The organism is Mycobacterium sp. (assembly GCF_004298145.1).
Lineage (GTDB): Bacteria > Actinomycetota > Actinomycetes > Mycobacteriales > Mycobacteriaceae > Mycobacterium.
The window spans coordinates 55631-74368 of record NZ_SCRH01000014.1; the positions used below are offsets into that span (position 1 = coordinate 55631).

Below are 18738 nucleotides of genomic sequence, written 5' to 3' on the forward strand. Positions count from 1 at the left end.
CGATCAATCTCCCTCGAGGATGAGCGTGGTCTGCTCGGACAGGATGCCGCCGTTGCCGGACACGAACGCGCGGTGACAGTCGTCGACCTGCGCCGCTCCCGCGCGGCCCATGATCTGGCGGGTGGCGTCGCAGATGTGGTGCATGCCGCCCGCCAAACCCGCTTGGCCGAAACCCAATTGCCCGCCGGCGGTATTGAGCGGGAAGTCGCCGCGGAAGGTGAGGTCATGCCCGGCGACGAATTCCATCCCCTTGCCCTTCTCGCAGAACCCGGCATCTTCGAGCGAGAGCAGCACGGTGATGGTGTAGCAGTCGTAGATCGAGACCATGTCCATCTGCTCGCGGGTCAGGTCGGTCATGGCGAACGCCGTGTCGGCTGCGGCGGCGATCGGGGTGCGCAACAGGTCCTCGGCGTACGTCGGGGTCTTGAACGGCACGTGTTCGCCAAATCCCTTGACCCACACCGGCCGATTGCGCGAGCGTTGGGCAACGTCGGCGTTGGCGACCACGACGGCGGCGCCCCCCACGCACGGCATGACGATCTCCAGCATGTGCAGCGGGTCGGCGATGACCGGGCTGGCCAGGACGTCGTCGACGGTCAGTGGCTTGTCCTTCCAGATAGCACCCTCGGTGTGATTGGCGTTGGTGCGCTGGTCGACGACGATCTTGGCCATCGCCCGCTCGTCGTAGCCGTAGATCGCCGCATAGCGTTGGGCCACCTGTCCGTACGGGCCGTTCTGGCCGAGGTTTCCGTAGGGTATCTCGAATTCGGCTTGGGGAGAGCCGTACTGGTTGCTCGAGGACCCGAAATACAATGCGTCGCCCAGCGATCTGGGCTTTTTCGGCGACATCGGGGTGATGTATCGGGCGGGCAGCGCGCACAACACTGCGTCGCAGATGCCGAGTTCGACGGCGGCGGCGGCCCGCCACACCATGGCCGCGGCGCTGGCTCCGCCCAGGTCCACGTGTTCGGCGAACCTCGCTCCCACTCCGAGGTATTCGGCGATGGTGGAGGGGACGAAGATCTCCGACTCGGCCAGATGTGACGCCACAATGCCGTCGACAAGCTCGAAGGGCAGTCCCGCGTCGGCGAGTGCGGCGGCGCCGAGTTCCGCCCATTGTTCGATGGCGAACGGTGCGGGTGCCGCCTTGGTCATGCGTTCGGGCGCAAGTTCGACGTACCCGACGATCGCGGCTTGGCCACGTAATCCCATGAGCTGTCCTACTTTCGGGGTAATCCGAGGATCATCTGCGCGATGATGTTGAGCTGAATCTCCCTGGTTCCCCCGCCGATCAGCTCGGCCGGCAGATGTAGATAGGGCTCCACGACCGCGGTGTCGGGGTCGTCGACCATGGCGATCTTCCCGGTTAGCTGCAGTGTGGCCTGGAAGGTGCGCCGCAGCAACACATTCATCGCGACCTTGGCGATGCTGGACGCCGGCCCGGACGCCTGGCCGTCGAGCAGCCGAATGGTTTCCCGCACCCCGAGTGCCCTGATCGCGTTGGTGTAGGCGTCGAGTTCGCCGAGCTCACGCAACGCGTCGTCGCGGTCGGGTCCGGGTTGAGCGGCGAGCCGGCGCAGTGCGACGGCCCGGTCGAACTTCACGTATCCGCTGATGGCCGAACGCTCTTCGGCCATCGTGGCGATCGCGAGGCTCCAACCGTCGGTCGGGCCGCCCAGCAGCATCTCGTCGGGAACGAAGACGTCGTTGAGGAATACCTCGTTGAAGTGTGCCTGGCCGGTCGCCGTCTTGATCGGCTGGATCTCCACCCCGGGGGAACGCATATCGAGGATGAAATAGCCGATACCGCGGTGCTTGCCAGCTTCGGGGTCGGTGCGCGCGAGTAGCGCACCCAGGTCGGCGTATTGGGCCAGCGACGTCCAGATCTTGTGGCCGTTGATCCGCCAGCCACCATCGACCTTGGTCGCGCGGGTGGCCAGCGACGCGAGGTCGGAGCCGGCTCCCGGCTCACTGAACAACTGACACCACAGGATGTCGCCGCGTTGCGTCGCCGGGATCAGCCTTTCCTGCAAGTCTTTTGGTGCGGCGGCCAACACCGAGGGCAGGATCCATTCGGCGATGCTCAGCGAGGGCCGAACCAGAGCGGGTCGCTTGGCGAACTCCTCGTCGATGATGAGCTGTTTCAACGGATCCGCATCGACGCCCCACGGCGCCGGCCAGTGCGGCGCCATGAGACCGGCGTCGGCGATCAACGTGCGTTGCGGCCCGGTGGCGAGGTGCTCATAATCGCCGTGCGGTGCGGGTTTGTCGTTGCGCAACTGCAGGGCCGCATCGAGCGTCTCGGCCACCCAGGAACGGAATTCGGATTCCGCGTCGCCGAGATTCACCGACATGTCGCGCGTCTGGGTGCACGTGAGCTCCCCCAGCCGTCGCGCCCAGCGGTTCGCCGGACCGATCGACCCCGCCAGACTGATGGCGCGCCGCCAGTACAGGTGCACGTCGTGTTCCCAGGTGAAGCCGATGGCACCGAGCATCGTCAACGCGTCGAGCACCAGATCCGGGGCGGGTGAGATTGCGTTCACGGCCGCTCCGGCGGCGGCCATCCGGTGCTGATCGAGTGATTCGTCGACGGCGCGCACCGCGTCCCAGGCCGCCGCGGTGGCCAACTCGCTGTTGACCAACAGCATTGCCGCACTGTGTTGCAACGCCTGGAACGTGCCGATCACCTTGCCGAATTGTTCGCGGCTGCGCAGGTGGGCGGTGACGGCCTGCAGGCACCACTGGACGATGCCGGCCATCGTGCTGGCGACGAGTCCCAACAGCACACAGCGTGCCCGCTCGGGGTCGATCCCGGTGAGCACTTCGGAGTCCGTTGCGGTGTAGTCGTCGAGGTGCAGGATCCCGGCATCGGCGACGAGGTCGGTCCCGGAGACGGATTCGACCGTCACCGTGGACTTTTGGGTGTCGACCGGAGCCCAGACGACGTCGCCGTCCTGGGTCTGCGCGCCCACCAGGATGATCCGTGCCGCGCACACGCCCGGGGTGACGTCCGACGCACCGCTGATCAGCCATCGCCCGTTCCCGGCCCGCGCGCGCAGGTCACCGTCGCCCGGAAGCACGACCGCGGCGGTCACACCGGCCGCGAGATCGCGCACCAGTGATTGCGCCCCCGGTGTCGGTTCGGCGAGTAATGCGACCGCGCCCGCGGCGACCGTCGACAGCAGCGGACCCGGCAACAACGACTTGCCCGCCGACTCCAGCACGCATGCGGCGTCGATCAGACGTCCGCCCTGGCCGCCGAGGTCCTCCGGCAGATGCACGGCATGAAACCCATTGGCGACCAGCGCATTCCACCATCCGGGAAGGTGGCCCGCCGCGAGCTCGTCGAAGCCGTCGCGCGTGGTCGCGATCGGAGCGTTCCGGGCGGCGAACTGCCCGACGGCGTCGCTGAGCTCCTGTTGCTCCGGGCTCAGTCCCAGGCTCATGTGGGCGGCCGCGATGTGACAGACGTTGGCCGCACGGACTGATACCCTCTCGACTCCTATGGCGCCGACCCGCTGCGCCCGGCTTCGCCGCGCTTGCGATCACCGCGTCGGCGAGACGGACCGTCTCGCCGTGTGGCAGACTACCGGGGGTAGTCAGGTTATGTAAAGCGGGCCAGCGCAGCAGTGAGGACCATCAGATGCCAAGCGATCTCACCGCGGTGAGCGCGCCGGCGAACTCCCCCCGGCGTCGCAGCGAGAAGTCCCGCACGGCCATCGTCACCGCCACCCGTGAACTGCTGCTCGAGCGCGGGTTCGACGGCCTGACCATCGAGGCGGTCGCCGCGCGCGCCGGTGTGGGCAAGCAAACCATCTACCGCTGGTGGCCCACCCGTCCCGCGCTGGTCGCCGACGTCATGCTCGAAGACGCCGACAAGCTTCTCTCGTCGGTCGACCACAGCGGCAGCCTCGCCGGCGACCTGGTGGGCTGGGTGGGCAAGCTGTTCACCAGCCTGACCACACCGCGAGGCTCGGCCATGCTGCGAACGCTGACCGTAGCCTGCATGGAACACGAGGACACCGCCGTCAAGCTGCGCGCCGGATTCAGTGCGCCGCTGCACGACCGCGTCCGGGCCCGGCTGCTCGCCGACGGGATCGATGCGGCCACCGCCGAGTCGGCCGCGGATGCGATCGTCGGCGGCGTGGTCTATCCGATCCTGTCCGGCGCGCAGCCCTACTCCCGACGGCGGGCCGAACGGACCACCCGCCTCATCGTGGATGCCCTCACCGGAAGCTGACCACCGTCGGTCACCGGACCGCAATCGCGGCCAGGCCCTGGCTGATTCGTTCGGGCAACGACCCACCGTCGCTCAGCCAATCGTCGAGCGCGATGCGCACGGCCGCCATCGCCAACGCACCGATCAGGCGCGGCCGCGGGTCCTGCGCGGTCAGCCGCGGCAGCCGCGGCGCGACGAACTCGGCGATCGCCAACTCATAGCGCACATAAATGTGCAGTGTCCACGCATCCAGCGTCTCGGACGACCTTGTCAGCGTGGCCAACTCGCGGATCTGGTCTTCGATCTCCGCGAAGCCACGCGCGAGTTCGCCGAAAGCGCCGGCGACCGCCTCGATCGCGCTCAGCTCCGGCGGTTGCGCCGCGAGGGCCGCGGTGATGCGGTTCAGCCAGTGGGCGTTCATGCCCTCGGCCACGGCGTCTTCCTTGGAATTGAAGTAGCGGAAGAACGTCGCCCGACCGATATCGGCGGCGTCGGCGATGCGGTCCACGGTTGCCCCCGCCAGACCCCGGCCGGCGACCAGCTGGGCGGCGGCGGTGGCAATGCGCTGACGCATCGCCGCTCGCTTCCGCTCGGCCAGCGACGTCGCAGGCACCAAAGCAGGCACCGAAGCAGACGCACCAGACATGCCCCACCCTGTTCTCGCGAATCGACACCAACGCCCTAAGACATAGTCTTAGCATGAGACGATGTCTCAGACTGGTGATCCGTCCGATCAGACCGCCCCGAAGGCGCGCGCCGCGCTGTCGTTCTTCCAGCAGATGCTCACCGATGTCACCAGGATCGTGACCGAGGACGCCGAGTCCGAGCGGGAACTGGCCGAAGGGTTGCGGATGGTGGCCCGGGTGTCCTCACTGTGTGCGCAGATGTCGGTCGAGGCCGACCCCGAACGGCCGTCGTTTTTCGACATGTGTTCGGACAACCGGATGGTCGGCGGTCCCAATCCCGACGGCAACTACTACCTGGCGATGATCCGCGGCGACCGCCGCTACCGGATCACCGGTTCCCGCGGCACCAGCGCCTACCTCGGCTTTCAGATCCTCGCCGGCACCGGACTGACCCCGCGCCGGATGGCGGGCTACGTCAGCGACGTCGACCTCGAGCTCAAGGCGGGCGAATTCTCGCTGGTTCTCTCGGCCGACGAACCGCCCGACCCGGCCGGCGCGCAGTGGGTGAAGATCCCAGCCGACGCGTCGTCGGTGGTCGTTCGGGAGTACATCGGTGACCGGGCGCGAGAGGAATTGGCCGCGCCGCACATCGAGGCGTTGGACCCGGGCCCGCTGACGACGCCGACCGACGACGACCTCGCCGATCAGTTCACCGCGATGGCGTGGTCGCTCATGAAACTCACGACCCTGCACCGCACCATCAAGCCGGAACTCCTGGAAACCCCGAACACCTTGTTGACAGCCCAGGCCGCCGATCTGGGCGCGGCCGACACCACGCCCGACAACCTCTACATGATGGGGACCTTTCGGCTCGAGCCCGGGCAGGCCCTCGTTCTCGACATCACGCCGCCCGACACGCGGTACTGGAACGTCACGCTGGAAAGCATCTGGCATGAATGCCTGGAGCCGCGCCGCCGGCACAGCTCGGTGACGAATCGCGGTGTGCGGCCCGGCGCCGACGGCCGGGTGCGGATCGCGATCTCCGCGCAAGACTTCGGGTTTGGCCACTGGCTCGACACCGGTGGCCGGCATCGCGGCTTCATCGTCCTGCGCTGGCTGGACAACCCGAGCCCGCCCGAAGTCACGGTATCGGTGCGCCAAGGACAGGAGCGGTAATGCCACTGCGGGACCGGTTCGCCCCGGAACGACTGATAGCGGCCGCCTGCGAGGAAGTCGGCAGCGACGACTTCGGCGCCGAGGGCTGGCGTCCCGGCCTGCACCGTCTGACCGACGGGCTGATCAACGATGCGCGGCTATCCGACATCGGCGTCGAGATCGCTTACCTCGGCATCATGCGTGCCCTGAAGAACCGGCTCGGCGTAATCGCTTGGCGCAAGCAATATCCCGGGGTCACCGACCAGGCGATCACGGCGCCGATCTTCATCGTCGGTCAGCCGCGCACCGGGACCACGATCCTCTACGACTTGCTCGCCCAGGATCCTGAGCTACGCGCCCCGCTCACCTGGGAGGTCGACGAGCCCTGTCCGGTCCCGCGGCCCGACACGTACCACGACGATCCGCGCATCGCCTTGATACAGGCCAGCATCGACATGTCCGAACAAATCATGCCGGGCTTCTTGGCTTTTCATCCGATGGGTGCCCTGGTCGGGCAGGAGTGCGTGCGCATCACCGCGGCCGAGTTCGTCAGCATGATCTTTTCGGTGCAGTATCGGCTGCCGGGCTACTACCGCTGGCTGTTGTATGAGGCGGACCACGCGGGCGCGTATCGCTTTCACCGAATCTTCTTGCAACACTTACAGTCCGGTGTGCCCGGCCAGTGGTTACTGAAGTCTCCCGCGCACCTGTGGCAGCTGGATGCGCTGCTGGCCGAATATCCGGACGCGCTGATCGTGCAGACGCACCGCGATCCGGTCAACGTCATCTCGTCGATCGCCGCGCTCACCCATCACCTGCGCCGGATGTGCAGCGACGAATCCAGCATCGCCGAGTGTGCGGCCCAGTCCTACGAGGAGATCGGCGTCGGCCTGGACCGCGAGATGGCGTTGCGCGACAGCGGCGCCGTGCCCGCGGGCCGCGTGATCGACGTGCGGTACGCCGACTTCATGACCGATCCGTGGACCACGATCAAGGACATCTACCAGCGGCTGGACCGTGAGCTGCGGCCCGACGCCGAGCAGAAGATGCGTGAGTTCCTCGCTTCCCATCCCTCTGACGGCGGACGCAGCCGTTACACCTGGTCGGACACCGGGCTGGACCCCGGCGAGGTCCGCGAGCGGGTGAGCACCTATCAGGACCGCTACGGGGTCCCGACCGAACCGCTGCGTTGAAATACCCGCCGGCTTCGAACACCCCTGCGACGCTTGATGTCTGGAAGCGGTAGGCTCGCCGCAAGGCGACGGGAGCGGCCGTGGACGACGATTGCCTGAAGCTCACCACCTATCTGGCCGAGCGGAGGCGGACCGGGGACAGCTTTGTCTCCGATGTGCTGCTCGGCCTGTACGCCCAGCACCGTGTTGCCTGTGGCGTGCTGTTGCGGGGTATCGGCGGGTTCGGCACCGGGCACTACCTGCGCACCGATGAGTCCTTGACCTTGTCCGAGGACCCACCCGTCGCGATCATCGCGGTCGACACCAGAACGAAGATCGAGGCGTTGCTCGACCCGGTGCTGACCATCAAACAGCGCGGCCTGGTCACCTTGGAGCGTGCGCGGCTGCTACACGAGGACATCGGGTCGCCGGAGCTGCCCGAGGATCTGCGCGACGCCGTCAAACTGACGATTTACGTCGGCCGTAAGCAACGCGTCAACGGGGCGCCGGCCTACGTCGCGCTCTGCGATTTGATGCACCGGCGCGGCCTCGCCGGCGCCACGGTGCTGCTGGGTGTGGACGGTGTCGCGCACGGAGAACGCCAGCGCGCCAACTTCTTTGGCCGCAACGCCGACGTGCCCATGATGATCGTGGTTGTCGGTTCCGGCGAGCGAATCGGTCAGGCGTTGCCGGAAATCGCCGCGCTACTGCGCAAACCCCTGTTCACCCTCGAACGGGTCCGCGTGTGCAAGCGCGACGGCGAACTGCTCGAGCGGCCGCACGCCCTGCCCGGGGTTGACGAACGCGGCCTGCCCCTGTTTCAGCAGCTGACGATCTACACCTCGGAGTCGGCGCACCACGGCGGCGTGCCGATTCACCGCGCGATCGTCCAGCGGCTGCGTCAGGCCAAGACGGCGGACGGCGCCACCGTGCTGCGCGGCGTCTGGGGCTTTCACGGCGATCACCCGCCCCACGGCGACGGATTGTTCTCGCTGAGCCGGCGGGTACCCGTCGTCACCGTGGTGATCGACACCCCTGCCAATATCGCCGAATCCTTCGATGTCATCGACGAATTGACCGGCAGCGAGGGCCTGGTGACCAGTGAAATGGTGCCCGCGTTGGTGTCGGACGACGGCGACGGCGGGCAGGGGCCGCCGCGCATGGCCCAGCACCGCTACTAGCGGCGATCGCGAGCGCGGCCGCGGCGATCGCAAGCGCGGCGAAGCCGGGCGCAGCGGGTCGCCGCATAGTCCGAGCCGGGCGAACGCGGGTCGCCGCCATCGGGATAGATCAGCCGGCGACCGAGGCGTCGTAGATCGACTGGATCGCCTTGTCCAGCGTGGCGTTGAATTGCTCGTCGGACTGGTCAACCGAGAGCCCCTCGGTGAGCGCGCGGCTGAAGCTGGCGATCAAGCCGGTGTTCTTGGCCAGCAGCTCGTTGGCCTCCGCGCGGGAGTAGCCACCCGAGAGCGCGACCACCCGCATCACCTTCGGGTGGTCGATCAGCGGACGGTAGTAGTTGGCCTCGGTGGGCAGGCTCAGCTTGAGCATCACGCGCTGCCCGTCGGGCACCGTGTCGAGTTGCCTGGTGATCTCGTCGCGCAGGATGGCCTCGGCCTGGGCCTTGTCCGCGATCGAAATGGTGACCTCGGGCTCGATGATGGGCACCAGCCCGTGCGAGAGCACCTGACGGGCGACCTCGAATTGCTGGGCGACCACGGCGGCGATGCCGTCGGCGTTGGCGCCGCCGATCACCGACCGTTCCTTGGTGCCGAACACGCCCTTGCCCACGGCCCGCTCCAGCAGGTCGTCGAGCCCCGGCATCGGCTTCATCAGCTGGACGTCGTCGGACGCGTCCGCCAGGCCCTTGTCGATCTTGAGGATCGGCACCACACCCTTGGTCTCCCAGAGGAAGGTGGTCGTCGGCTTGCCCTCGATCTCACGGTCCATGGTCTGTTCGAACAGGATCGCCGCCAGCACCCGGTCACCGGTGAACGACGGGGCGGTGATGATCCGCGAACGCATCTCGTGGATGAGGTCGAACATCTCCTTGTCGGAGGAATACGCGCTGTCCTCGATGCCGTACAGGCGCAGCGCCTTCGGCGTCGAGCCGCCGCTCTGGTCGAGCGCCGCGATGAACCCCTTGCCCGACGTCATCCGGTCCGCTTGCTGCTGGTTCGACATTGAACTTCTCCCGGTTCCTCATGGCCCTAACGGGCACAGCGCGCCCGGCCGGTGACCGCGCGCGCTCAAGCGTGAATCGTGCCGATCATATTCGGCCGCTTTGAGCCCGGGCAGGCAGCCCGTTAGTCCAAGGCCTGATCTCGGGCTCGGTCCGGCTGCGGGGAGGCGGGCTGTGCGCGCCACAGCGCCATGCGGTCGAGGAGCCGGTCACGCAGGACGAGCGTGTGGAAGAGTACCGCCGTCATGTGCGCGGTAAACGCCAGGAAAAGCAGGAACGCGAAGACGCCGTGGCACTCGCGGAGCACCGCGAAGACGTCGATGTTGCGCGGCGCGATTCCAGGGAGCGCAAGAGGTCCCAGCAGCGTGATCGGGAACCGCGCCGCCGACAGCATGGCCCACCCGGTCAGGGGTTGCACCAGCAGCAAGGCGTAAAGCAGGTATTCCGACCACGTCGCGATCCGGCGTTCGGTTTTGCCCATGGTCGCCGAGAACGGTGGCGGCCGGTGAGTGAGCCGATTCGCCAGCCGGAGCAGGGCGAAGAGCAGGATCAACAGCCCCAGGGGCCGATGGATGGCCAGCAGTAGCGGGTAGTAGCTCAGGGCGGCGATCATGGTCACGCCGATGAGCAACTGCCCGATGACCATCGGCGCCATCAGCCAGTGCAGAACACGCGACGGCAGCGTGAACCGCGTCGCGGCGGCGCCGGCAGTCATTGCAGGACCGCCGCGACATCGACCGTGCTAGCGGTTTTGGGCTCCTCGGCGCGACGAGTGAACGATCGGGCATACACGGCCGATCGCGCGGTGAGCAAGGGATCATCCGAAGCGGCGACACCGTCCGGCAGCACCATCGGGTCGAAATTGATGTCGCGCGCGTTGCCGGCGTCCTCCGTCTGGACCTCGGAGATGGTGATCGTTCCGGCGTCGATGGTGCGCCGCGCGGCGGGCCAGGGTTTGGTGGCGTCGTTGGTCGGATCGCCCGACTCCCCGATGGTGAGCACCAACCGCCAGCTCAGTGATTGGTGCGCCAACGTGCGGATGAGAGCGTCGAAGAGATAGTCCTTGGCCGGTGGCGACGCCGTGACATCGACGCCCTGCTGGGGAACCGCGGTCCAGCGCACCGGCACGGTGGCACCGGCGGCGTCGGTGAAGCGGAAGGCGTTCAGCCCGTGAAACACGCTGTCGGCGAAGCCCGCGCTCGGCGGTGTCTGTTTGATGATCCGCATGGCGGCGGCGGTCTCGGGATGGTTTTCGAGGAACGCGGCCATCCGCTGCGGGTCGGGCTTGCCGGTGCCCGGTACGGGCTTCGATGCGAGCAACCTGTCGTAAAAACCCTGGGGCGTGCTGTCCGGAAAGACCGGGATGTTGATCATCGCGGTGCGCCACTGCTGGCCGTCGTGCCCGTCGAACAGCAGGCCCAGCCCCCGGACGGCGTCGAACTTGTCGGCCTGGTCCGGCAATCCACCGGACAGGGAAAACCGGCCGATCAGGGGCACGCTCCCCCGCCGAAAGACGGCGGCGCGGCAGATCGCCGTGGCCGCCCCCGTGCTCACAAACATTCCGGTGGCACTCAGGCCTTTGGCGTGGTTTCGCCGGAAACCGCCATGACGGCCGTACACACGCTCGAAGCGATCCGCGAATTGCGGCGGGGTCAACGCGCCGGGCCGCAGCCAGCCGCCGGCGTAAGCGAAGCCACCCACGTCGACCGCGGCGACACCGGCCACCGCCCCCATGCCGAGCAGCGCGCGCCGCCGACTCAGCGTGCCGAAGAGCGACCCGATGGGCTCGGCCTCCCCGGGGTGGTCGGAATGCTCGCCGCCGCGATCACCGGGCTCCACGGCCCACCGCCCTTCCCGTTTGTGCAGGCCACACTCCGCGGGCTGAGAACGAAACCGGTGGAAGCAATTCACGCATGGGTCGACGCCCGGTGCAACCGATGCGGTCGCGTACTCGATTACGGCGCACATTGCGACTACGTCGCGACCCCGAAAATCGTTCAGTATTTTGGGCCCGGATTGCCGCGTGTCCTACCATTGACCAAACACTTGTAGCGGCATCTGCACTTGGCAACGCAGATCGACGGGGTGCATCTCCTCCGTAGGCAAGCGTGTTCCCGCGGGGTTGAATCAGCAGCCCCCGGATATGGCAGTGGCTCTACGAGAGCTAGCGGTGTCCCGCATGGGACCGAATGTGAGTGATAGACCATGGGCGAACAATCCGGCGATGTCGCCGATCCGACCTCTTTCGAAGTGGGCAAACATCAGGTAGATCAGGCGGTCGTGCTCACCGTCTCGGGTGAGGTGGACATGCTCACCGCGCCGCAGCTGGCCGACGCCATCCAGACCGCGCTGGCCACCAAGCCCGCGGCGCTGATCGTCGATCTGTCGAAGGTCGGTTTCTTGGCCTCGGCCGGGATGACCGTGCTGGTGACCGCGCAGGCTGATGTCGAACCACCGACGCAGTTCGCGGTGGTCGCCAACGGCTCGGCCACGAGCAGGCCGATCAAACTGATGGGAATTGACAGCGTGCTTGCGCTTTACAACAGCCTTGACGGCGCGCTCAGCGGTATCGCTGGCGAATAAGCGTCGATAACGCTGGGCCGCCCCGCCTATCCGGCCAGCACCTGCGCGATGCGTTCTTCGCGCGGCAGCACCGGGCCGTCGTCGAGGGGTTCGTCGATGCCGAGGTCGGTGAGCCCGGCTTTGGTCAGCAGCGAGGTTCCGTAGGCGGCGAGCACCAGTTTTTGATCGTCGCTGTGCCCGTCCTCGACGAGCATCGCACCGATGAGGCAGATGACGGCCATCTTGTAGGCGTTGAAGGCCCGGTACCAGGACCGGTTCGCGATTTGGATTCCGCTGGTCGATTCGTAGTGCGCCAGCAGGGCATCGATGGACAGCGCCGCAGGGTGGCTGTTGATCCCGACCGGTTGCATCCACAGCATCTCGAGCCAGCCGATGTCGGTGAGCGGGTCGCCGACGGTCGTCATCTCCCAATCGAAGACCGCGCTGACCTCGCCGGCGGTGAACGCGAAGTTGCCCGGTTTGGCATCGCCGTGCACCAGCGTGATCCTCGGGCATGGCTCGGGCTTACCGGCGAGCAGAGCGCGATGCAGGCGCTCCAGGGCGGGCAGGCGGTCGCGCTTGACCCGGTTCATCTCCGCCGCCCAGTGACCCAGTTCGCGGTCCAGGTGGTTGGCGCCCTCGTCGAGGACGTCCAGTCCAGTGCGGGTGAGGTCGACGCCATGGATGGCGGCCAGCTGTTCGACCAGGCTCCGGCACATGCGGACCACCGTGTCATCGGCGGCACCGGCCGGCGCCTCCATTTCGTACACCTCGCCGGCGACCCGTTCCATCACGAAGAACGGCCGACCGAGGACCTCGCCGGTCGGCTCGAGCCACAGCGCCCGCGGCGTCCGGACCGGGGTGTCCGCCAATGCGCGCAGGGTGGCGAACTGGCGTGCGAGGTCGTAGGGCTCCAGCAGCGCGGGCGGTTTGGGGCGCAGCCGCAACACCACGTCCTGCCGGTCGTCCCGGCCGGCGCGGCGGCACACGACGCTGCACGTCATCATCTCGGCCGAGTGCCCGAAGCTCACCCGATCGATGCCCTCGAGACGGACGTCGTCGGCATCGGGCGCCTGGGTGCGCACCCAGGCGCTCAGCCGACGTTCCAGATCGGCGCCCAGCGTCACTGCTGAATCCCTTGGCTGTCCGCCGGCAGGCGATCGACCGGGGTTTTGTCCTGGGTGAAGGCGGACATATCCATCGCCGTCCAGTTGGGGTAGCGGGGGTAGCGCTGCCCGCCGAGCAGCAATTCGAAGATGCCCCAACCGGTGTCGCCGTCGCACTCGAACCGCATCAACTGGTCGAGCGCCATCGATTTGCCCTCGGTTTCGGACAATTGGTCGGGATCGCCGCTGTCCCAAGCGAAATAGATGAAGTAAGCGCCGCCGCCCAGGTCTTCGTATTGGCAGTGCGCCATCGGCAGCCCGTAGTAGGCGTTGACCCCCAGGTGGGCCGACTCGGCGACCACGCGATGGGCGTCGCCGTCCTCGTCGGTGAACACCAGCACCGCGCGGGTGGGCCGCTTGCGGGCGCCGTCGAATTCGACCTGGTGCTCGATCTTGACGAACCGCTTCGATAGCGTCCCATCGGCGTAAGTGATACCGCCGTCGACGTAATTGACTGTGCCGTCCGAGGATTCGATGATCCACGCTTCGATGGCATGGTCGCCGAACCCGGCATCGAGCCACAACCAGAAGTCGATCTTGTCCGAGACCCGCATGCCGAAGGTGCGGTCACGGCCGCCGTGAAAGCCGTCGACGCTGACGCGTTCGCCGTCGATCGTCACCCAGCCGCTCCATCGCCCCGGCTCCTTCATGTGATACATGTCGGCCACCAGCTGGCCGTCCTTCCCGCGCACCTTCATGGGCAACAGCTCCCACATCGGCGCGGTGGGTTCGTAGTAGAGCTCCCACTCGATTCCCGAGTTGTTGGGCTCGACGTCCAATCGCCACTTCTTCAGCGGCTCGATGCAGGTCCAGCGCATCGGCCCGGCGCTCAGGTCGCCGCGGTCGGCACCGGTGACGGGCCGCCCGGACAGGAGGTCCCAGTGCCGGCCGTCGGCCATGCTGACCTTGACGTAGCCCAGTCCGCTGCCGGTGTTCGGGTTGTTGCCGTAGCCGCTGGCCAGCAGGATGGTGCCGTCCGGTGCTGCGGCGAAGAAGTAGCACCGATCCGACCACGTCGGATCGGGATCGTGCACCTGATCGAAGGTGGTCGGAAGCTGGTGGGTGAACGATTCGTCCGCGGCGGAGTACGCCATCAATCGGCCTTTCTGGCTGGGTTCGTCCCTGCGCTGCAAGATGTTTCGTCACCGAACCCCGATCGGTCCCCAATGGCATCCGATACCGAAGCAGCACAACACATCCCGTAACATCCCCGGCATGGAACCGAGCCGGCGGTGGGGCGACGACCGCGCGATCCTCGATGACGAGGAGGCCCGTGGACGGATCCTGGATGCGGCCGGCCGCTGCATAGTCCGGCGCGGTAACACCCAATTCCGCATGGGAGAGGTCGCCGACGAGGCCGGAGTGTCACGCTCGACGGTGTACCGCTACTTTCCCGGCCGTGACGATGTCCTGCTGGGTCTGATGCTGACGCGTGTGGACACCGCGCTCGGCGAGCTGGTGCGCTCGCTGCCCACCCCCGACGACCCCGTTCGATCGGTGCCCGAGATGGTGCTGGCGCGGGTGGAATCGGTGGACGGCAACTTGCTGAACGAAGCGCTGTTCGCGGCCGAGAGCACCGCGGTGGCCTCGGCGCTCGAGAAGGGTTCCGAACCGATCGTCGAGCTGCTGCTGCGCCATTACGGGCCGTTATTGGAGCGCTGGAAAGCGGCGGGATTGCTGTACCCCGACGTCGATTTCCGGTCGATCGTCCAGTGGTTGCACAGCGCGACCCTGTTTCTGCTGGCGCCCTCGTGGCGATACCGCCCCGCCGCCGACAAACGAGAATTCGTCGAACAACTCGTGGTGAGGGCCTTGGTGCCACAGATCAGACAATAATCGTATATTGTCTGATGTCCAGACGTTCAATTGGTTTTCTCCGACGGCGTTGGTGTGGAGAACGCGGCACCGCGGTCGGCCTGGAAGCCGGGATGGATGGGCATGAAAACTCCCGTGGAACACGCTTTCTCCTTCCTCGGTCTGGCCGCTCACCTGGGCCGCGGCGCGGGCCGGGTGGCCACCGACGCGGTCGTGGGCGGCCGGTTCGGCCTGCCGCGGACGATCGAAAGCATCGATCCCGCGGTCCTGTCCCGCGTCATGGGAACCACCGTCCGGTCGGTCCGCGTGCTGAGCAGGGACGCGGGCACGTCGTCGCGGGCCCGGCTGGTGCTGACCGGCAAAGACGTCCCGGAGTCGGTGTTCGTCAAGGCCGCGGCGGAGACCGCCGCGACCCGCCTGATGGGTGAGCTCGGCCGGCTCGGCCACACCGAGGTGCGCTTCTACCGCCAGCTCGCGCCGCAGGTCGTCGGTGCGCCCTACTGCCACGGCGCGGCGTTCGACGCGTGGACGGGCCGGTACCTGCTGGTTCTGGAGGATCTCCCGGCCGAGTCGTGCGAGTTCCCCGACACCTTGCACCCGCTGTCGACCGATCAGGCCAGCCTCGTCATCGAACTGCTGGCCGACCTGCACGCCACGTTCTGGGGCCGGCTGCCGCGCGACGGACGCGGACCGTTGGGCTGGCTGTACACACCGTCGGGCGACGTGACGTCCTTGTTGACCGGTTCCCTGATGCACACCTCGATCAAGCGCCTCGCCGAACGCACCACGATTCCCGTGGAGAACGGCGCGTTCATCGCCGACAACTACCGCGCCGTCGCCGCGCTCATCGACACTCCCCCCCACACCGTCATGCACGGCGACGCCCATCCGGGCAACATGTACTTCCACGGCGGCAAGGCCGGCCTGCTGGACTGGCAGGCGGTGCGGCGGGGTCATCCCACCCGCGAGCTCGCCTACACCCTGATCACCAGCCTGACCCCGGAGGACCGGCAGGCCAGCCAACGCGACCTCCTCGACGACTACCGGCGGGCGCTGGCGGCGGCCGGCGGCCCCGAGTTGGACCCCGACGACCTGTGGCTGCGGTTCCGCCAGAGCGCGCTGTACGCCTATGTCGCACCGCTGATCACCGCCGGAATGGGCGGAATGCAGGTCGAAGACATCGCCATGGAGGGCGTGCGGCGTGGCGTCGCCGCGCTCGACGATCTGGAAACCGTCGCCGCCCTGAAGAGTTCCCTGTAGGGCTTGCGAATTCCGCTGAAGCTATTGCCTTCGCCGCGCCACGAGTTACGCTACTTACCGTAGCGAAATGCTGCGTAATTTCCACACAACCCTCCAAGGCGGCCCGCGGCCGCGAAGAGGAGTTTTCATGTTCGACTTGAAGATCACCGGCGGAACCGTCGTCGACGGCACGGGCGCGCAGCGCTACCGCGCCGACGTCGGCATCAAGGACGGCAAGATCGTCGACGTCGTCCGCCGCTTCGCCGACGACCCCGCCATGAGCGGGGAGGCTGCCGAAACCATCGATGCCACAGGTCATGTGGTGGCCCCCGGCTTCGTCGACATCCACACCCACTACGACGGCCAGGTCACGTGGGACAGCTTGCTGGAACCGTCCAGCGGCCATGGCGTCACGACGATCGTGACCGGCAACTGCGGCGTCGGCTTCGCGCCCGTGCGGCCCGGCACCGAGCAGTGGCTGATCGAGCTGATGGAGGGTGTCGAGGACATCCCCGGCACCGCGCTGACCGAGGGCATCACCTGGGGCTGGGAAACCTACCCCGAGTACCTCGACGCGATCGACAAGCACAAGTTCGCCGTCGACGTGGGCAGCCAGGTCGCGCACGGCGCCATCCGCGCCTACGCGATGGGCGACCGGGGTGCCCGCAACGAGCCGGCCACCGCCGACGACATCGAGGCGATGGGCCGCCTGGTTCGCGAGGCGATCGAAGCCGGCGCGCTCGGTTTCTCGACGTCGCGCACGATGGGGCACCGCGCGATGGACGGCGAACCGGTTCCCGGCACGTTCGCCGCCGAGGAAGAACTGTTCGGTCTGGGCCGCGCCATGGCGGCCGGCGGTCAGGCGGTGTTCGAGCTGGCCCCGCAGGGCGCCGCCGGCGAAGACATCATCGGCCCCAGGAAAGAACTGGACTGGATGCGGCGGCTGAGCCGCGAGATCGACCGCCCGGTGTCGTTCGCCCTCATCCAGGTGGACGCCGACCCGAAGCTGTGGCGCGAGATGCTGGACCTGTCCGCGGATGCGCACGCGGCGGGCGCCCGGCTGTACCCGCAGATCGCGGCGCGTCCGTTCGGCATGATGATCGGTTTCCAGGGCCATCACGGTTTCAGCCATCGGCCCACCTACCGCCGGCTGAAGGCCGAGAGCAGCCGCGAGGAGCTCGCCCAGCGGCTGACCGACCCCGCGGTGAAGGCGGCGATCCTGTCCGAGGACGACCTGCCCGTGGACCCGACCCTGTTGTTCGACGGGATGTTCGCTTTGGTGCAGCACTCGCTGCGGCGCCTGTACGCGCTGGGCAACCCGCCCGACTACGAGCCGACACCGGAGCGCACCGTCGCCGCGATCGCCGAGGCCCGCGGCGAGGACCCACTGTCGACGCTGTATGACCTCATGCTCGAGTCCAACGCGACCTCCATGCTGATGCTGCCGCTGTTCAACTACGCCGACGGCAACCACGATGCGATCCGCGAGATGATGCTCCATCCCGCCGGGGTGCTCGGCCTGTCCGACGGCGGCGCCCACTGCGGGATGATCTGTGACGCCTCCTATCCGACCTTTCTGCTCACGCACTGGGCCCGGGACCGGCACCGCGGCGACAAGCTGTCGCTGGAATATGTGATTCGCAAGCAGTCCCGCGACACCGCCCACCTGTTCGGCCTCACCGACCGCGGCACCATCGAACCGGGCAAGAAGGCCGACATCAACGTCATCGACATCGACGCGCTGACCCTGCACCCGGCGGCGATGGCGTTCGACCTGCCGGCCGGCGGAAACCGCATCCTGCAGGGCGCGAGCGGTTATGCGGCGACCATCGTCAGCGGAACCGTCACCCGCCGCAAAGACGTCGACACCGGGGCCCGCCCCGGGCGGCTGGTCCGCGGAGCGCGCTGAGAACTCGCTCGATGGCCGAGGCAGCCGAGCCAGGGATCGTGCTCACCCAAGACATCGCGGTGCTCCCCGGGCTGCAGCGCGGCATGCACCAGCCCGGCTTCACGCATCTGGTTCTGTCCAGCGAGGAGCGCCGCGTGATCAACATGCACCGCAACCTGGAGCGCTACCTCGACCTGCCCGCCGACGAGTGACCGTGGCGTGGAATCGACCCGCACAGCAAATAACCGGCTTCCCGAGGACTCAAGCTGTCTCAACATAATTCGTGTACACGCGGCGAAAACGGCCCCCGGCGATTTAGAATCCGGCTTGTGATGACCCCGTCTTACCCCTGGGGGGACGATCGAGGGCAACTTTCGCGGCAGCTACGGCTGCGATGTCACACGCTCCGCCAAAGGCGGGCGCGGCGGCTGTGCCACCGTTTCGAACGGGTGGGTGTTCGAACGGCACCGGAGCGGCTGCGGGAAATGCTGGCGGGCGCGCCGCTGGCCGCTCAAGAAGTGTTCAATGTGAATTTCGCGTTGATCGCGATCCAGTTGAACCGCGAAGCGCGCGTCGCGAAATACAAGCGGCTCAAGCAACGCGGAACCCGTTCACTGATGCTCGCGGGCCTGATCATGGTGGTGCTGAACTTCCTCATGTGCGTGGCCTACGTCCTGCTGAACCTGACGGAGCAATCGGCGACGCTTTAGCTCA

17 protein-coding genes and 1 pseudogene are annotated in these 18738 nt (G+C 67.3%); 10 read left to right on the plus strand and 8 right to left on the minus strand.

Annotated elements, in window-relative coordinates; translation table 11 throughout:
• Nucleotides 1–3 precede the first annotated feature (3 nt).
• Nucleotides 4–1212, minus strand: coding sequence for a thiolase family protein (locus EPN51_RS05430; RefSeq protein WP_293038302.1), 1209 nt, complete (start codon nucleotides 1210–1212; stop codon nucleotides 4–6).
• An 8-nt stretch (nucleotides 1213–1220) separates the two neighbouring features.
• A complete protein-coding gene (locus EPN51_RS05435) occupies nucleotides 1221–3446 on the minus strand; it encodes an acyl-CoA dehydrogenase (RefSeq protein WP_293038305.1) in 2226 nt (741 codons plus the stop codon).
• Between the two features lie 197 nt (nucleotides 3447–3643).
• On the opposite strand from EPN51_RS05435, the gene EPN51_RS05440 reads away from it, so the two are divergent.
• Nucleotides 3644–4240 (plus strand): TetR/AcrR family transcriptional regulator, encoded by a 597-nt coding sequence (locus EPN51_RS05440; protein ID WP_293038308.1) that lies wholly within the window; start codon nucleotides 3644–3646, stop codon nucleotides 4238–4240.
• 10 nt (nucleotides 4241–4250) lie between these two features.
• On the opposite strand, the gene EPN51_RS05445 is transcribed toward EPN51_RS05440, so the two are convergent.
• Complete coding sequence (locus EPN51_RS05445) at nucleotides 4251–4865, minus strand: TetR family transcriptional regulator (RefSeq protein ID WP_293038311.1); 615 nt, start codon at nucleotides 4863–4865, stop codon at nucleotides 4251–4253.
• Nucleotides 4866–4926: 61 nt separating this feature from the next.
• Between EPN51_RS05445 and EPN51_RS05450 the strand changes: the two genes are divergently transcribed.
• The 3 genes from EPN51_RS05450 (at nucleotide 4927) to EPN51_RS05460 (ending at nucleotide 8353) form a co-directional block, all read left to right on the plus strand.
• Nucleotides 4927–6021 carry a DUF1214 domain-containing protein gene (locus tag EPN51_RS05450; RefSeq protein ID WP_293038314.1) on the plus strand — a complete coding sequence of 365 codons (1095 nt, stop codon included), beginning with the start codon at nucleotides 4927–4929 and terminating at the stop codon, nucleotides 6019–6021.
• Complete coding sequence (locus EPN51_RS05455) at nucleotides 6021–7193, plus strand: sulfotransferase (RefSeq protein ID WP_293038316.1); 1173 nt, start codon at nucleotides 6021–6023, stop codon at nucleotides 7191–7193. Before EPN51_RS05450 ends, EPN51_RS05455 begins: the two co-directional genes overlap by 1 nt.
• A gap of 80 nt (nucleotides 7194–7273) precedes the next feature.
• Nucleotides 7274–8353: a DUF190 domain-containing protein gene (locus EPN51_RS05460; protein WP_293038318.1), complete on the plus strand. Its 1080-nt coding sequence runs from the start codon at nucleotides 7274–7276 to the stop codon at nucleotides 8351–8353.
• Nucleotides 8354–8462: 109 nt separating this feature from the next.
• Here the strand turns inward: EPN51_RS05460 and EPN51_RS05465 are convergent, their stop codons facing one another.
• The 3 genes from EPN51_RS05465 to EPN51_RS05475 all read right to left on the minus strand — a co-directional run bounded on the left by EPN51_RS05465 (nucleotide 8463) and on the right by EPN51_RS05475 (nucleotide 11193).
• Nucleotides 8463–9356, minus strand: a complete 894-nt coding sequence (locus tag EPN51_RS05465; RefSeq protein WP_293038321.1) for a fructose bisphosphate aldolase — start codon at nucleotides 9354–9356, stop codon at nucleotides 8463–8465.
• A 122-nt stretch (nucleotides 9357–9478) separates the two neighbouring features.
• Nucleotides 9479–10069 carry a cytochrome b/b6 domain-containing protein gene (locus EPN51_RS05470; protein WP_293038324.1) on the minus strand — a complete coding sequence of 197 codons (591 nt, stop codon included), beginning with the start codon at nucleotides 10067–10069 and terminating at the stop codon, nucleotides 9479–9481.
• Nucleotides 10066–11193 carry a catalase family peroxidase gene (locus EPN51_RS05475; RefSeq protein ID WP_293038327.1) on the minus strand — a complete coding sequence of 376 codons (1128 nt, stop codon included), beginning with the start codon at nucleotides 11191–11193 and terminating at the stop codon, nucleotides 10066–10068. Before EPN51_RS05475 ends, EPN51_RS05470 begins: the two co-directional genes overlap by 4 nt.
• A 366-nt stretch (nucleotides 11194–11559) precedes the next feature.
• On the opposite strand from EPN51_RS05475, the gene EPN51_RS05480 reads away from it, so the two are divergent.
• Nucleotides 11560–11937: an STAS domain-containing protein gene (locus EPN51_RS05480; RefSeq protein WP_293038330.1), complete on the plus strand. Its 378-nt coding sequence runs from the start codon at nucleotides 11560–11562 to the stop codon at nucleotides 11935–11937.
• Between the two features lie 26 nt (nucleotides 11938–11963).
• Here the strand turns inward: EPN51_RS05480 and EPN51_RS05485 are convergent, their stop codons facing one another.
• Both EPN51_RS05485 and EPN51_RS05490 read right to left on the minus strand, forming a co-directional pair.
• Nucleotides 11964–13043, minus strand: a complete 1080-nt coding sequence (locus EPN51_RS05485; RefSeq protein WP_293038332.1) for a phosphotransferase family protein — start codon at nucleotides 13041–13043, stop codon at nucleotides 11964–11966.
• Complete coding sequence (locus tag EPN51_RS05490; protein ID WP_293038335.1) at nucleotides 13040–14176, minus strand: hypothetical protein; 1137 nt, start codon at nucleotides 14174–14176, stop codon at nucleotides 13040–13042. The genes EPN51_RS05485 and EPN51_RS05490 overlap by 4 nt, the downstream gene beginning before the upstream one ends.
• Nucleotides 14177–14297: 121 nt before the next feature.
• Between EPN51_RS05490 and EPN51_RS05495 the strand changes: the two genes are divergently transcribed.
• The 5 genes and pseudogenes from EPN51_RS05495 (at nucleotide 14298) to EPN51_RS05515 (ending at nucleotide 18734) form a co-directional block, all read left to right on the plus strand.
• Nucleotides 14298–14918, plus strand: coding sequence for a TetR/AcrR family transcriptional regulator (locus EPN51_RS05495; protein WP_293038337.1), 621 nt, complete (start codon nucleotides 14298–14300; stop codon nucleotides 14916–14918).
• A 102-nt stretch (nucleotides 14919–15020) separates the two neighbouring features.
• Nucleotides 15021–16157 (plus strand): phosphotransferase, encoded by a 1137-nt coding sequence (locus EPN51_RS05500; protein ID WP_293038340.1) that lies wholly within the window; start codon nucleotides 15021–15023, stop codon nucleotides 16155–16157.
• 127 nt (nucleotides 16158–16284) lie between these two features.
• On the plus strand, nucleotides 16285–18045 hold the full coding sequence (locus EPN51_RS05505; protein ID WP_293038343.1) for an amidohydrolase family protein: 1761 nt from the start codon (nucleotides 16285–16287) through the stop codon (nucleotides 18043–18045).
• Nucleotides 18046–18059: 14 nt separating this feature from the next.
• Nucleotides 18060–18236 (plus strand): annotated as a pseudogene (locus EPN51_RS05510) (SRPBCC family protein); the annotation flags it as partial.
• A 237-nt stretch (nucleotides 18237–18473) separates the two neighbouring features.
• Nucleotides 18474–18734 carry a hypothetical protein gene (locus tag EPN51_RS05515; RefSeq protein ID WP_366509387.1) on the plus strand — a complete coding sequence of 87 codons (261 nt, stop codon included), beginning with the start codon at nucleotides 18474–18476 and terminating at the stop codon, nucleotides 18732–18734.
• The last annotated feature ends 4 nt before the right edge of the window (nucleotides 18735–18738 follow it).